Below are 1,035 nucleotides of genomic sequence, written 5' to 3'. Positions count from 1 at the left end.
TTAACAAAGTGATTCTATTGTTGTCAATATGAATTTTACTCTTTTTTAACTTTTTTCATTTCGATACTTATCTAATTGAATCTAAAGTTAAAAAGCAGGCGCCCCCGCCGCGCCCGTGCGTTATTTAAGCAGCCTCATTAATGCTATGCACATTATCAAAAATAGGATTATAAGCTTTTAGCAATGAAACTATTGATTCAATTGGTTCAGATTGACCGAATTCTGTAATAATTGCTAAAATTTTTGTAAAATTTGGAATTTCGTTTTGTAATTTAAAAAACAAAACTTTTTCGAGAGCCCCCATAAGCTCTACTAAAGAAACGTGATAGTTATCTTCAGTATCAATATCAATATTTTCACTATTAGCTTCTTTACACACAGCCATCCACAAATCACATAAGAAATCGGTAGTGATGTTGATTTCATTTTTTTCTTTAGATTTCATGCTTGTAATCCTTAACGTAAAAAAGTTTTCAATTAACACCCTATAAGGGCGTCGGGCGTTGAAAACACGGCGTTAAGTCCGTCGTCACACTTTTCTCATAAAGAGTGTTGTATGGTGCGACCACACCCGACATAATCGTTATACGCTATTCAAAGCATAAAAGACAGCCAGTATTTTAAAGAATGGGAGAAACCTTATCGTAGTCTATCCGCTTAACGCAAGTGTTTTCAGCACTTGTCGATCTTTCTAAACGACCTTTTCTTTAAAGTCAATACGTATTTTTTATTTTTTTCACTTTTTTTCATTTTGGTTCTTACCTAATTGAATATCAAGCGCTTTTTCTAGCTCTCTGTCTATCTCATCACTGGATAATGGATAACCTCTCTCAAAATCATTCGTTATCTCACAAATCAATTGATCATCTTTTGTACGTTTTTTGATTTTTGCATTTACCTCATCTATCAACGCCTCATAACTCAATACGCTTTTTGGCAAATGACCACCGTATATCCACGCTTTTACCTGCGCTTTGGTACTGTAATCAATATTCTCTGGCATCTCATGATCTTGATATTGTCCACCATCGAATT

At 34.2% G+C, this 1,035-nt stretch carries 2 protein-coding genes; both read right to left on the bottom strand.

The window, feature by feature from the left end:
• Positions 1-124: 124 nt before the first annotated feature.
• Complete coding sequence (locus PVV65_RS09830) at positions 125-445, bottom strand: hypothetical protein (protein WP_273790037.1); 321 nt, start codon at positions 443-445, stop codon at positions 125-127.
• Between the two features lie 291 nt (positions 446-736).
• On the bottom strand, positions 737-1,035 hold a 299-nt coding region (locus PVV65_RS09825; protein ID WP_273790036.1), incomplete at its 5' end, for a hypothetical protein.

Source organism: Bartonella sp. ML70XJBT (assembly GCF_028618425.1).
GTDB lineage: Bacteria > Pseudomonadota > Alphaproteobacteria > Rhizobiales > Rhizobiaceae > Bartonella.
This window is presented reverse-complemented; position numbering and strand designations above follow the sequence as displayed.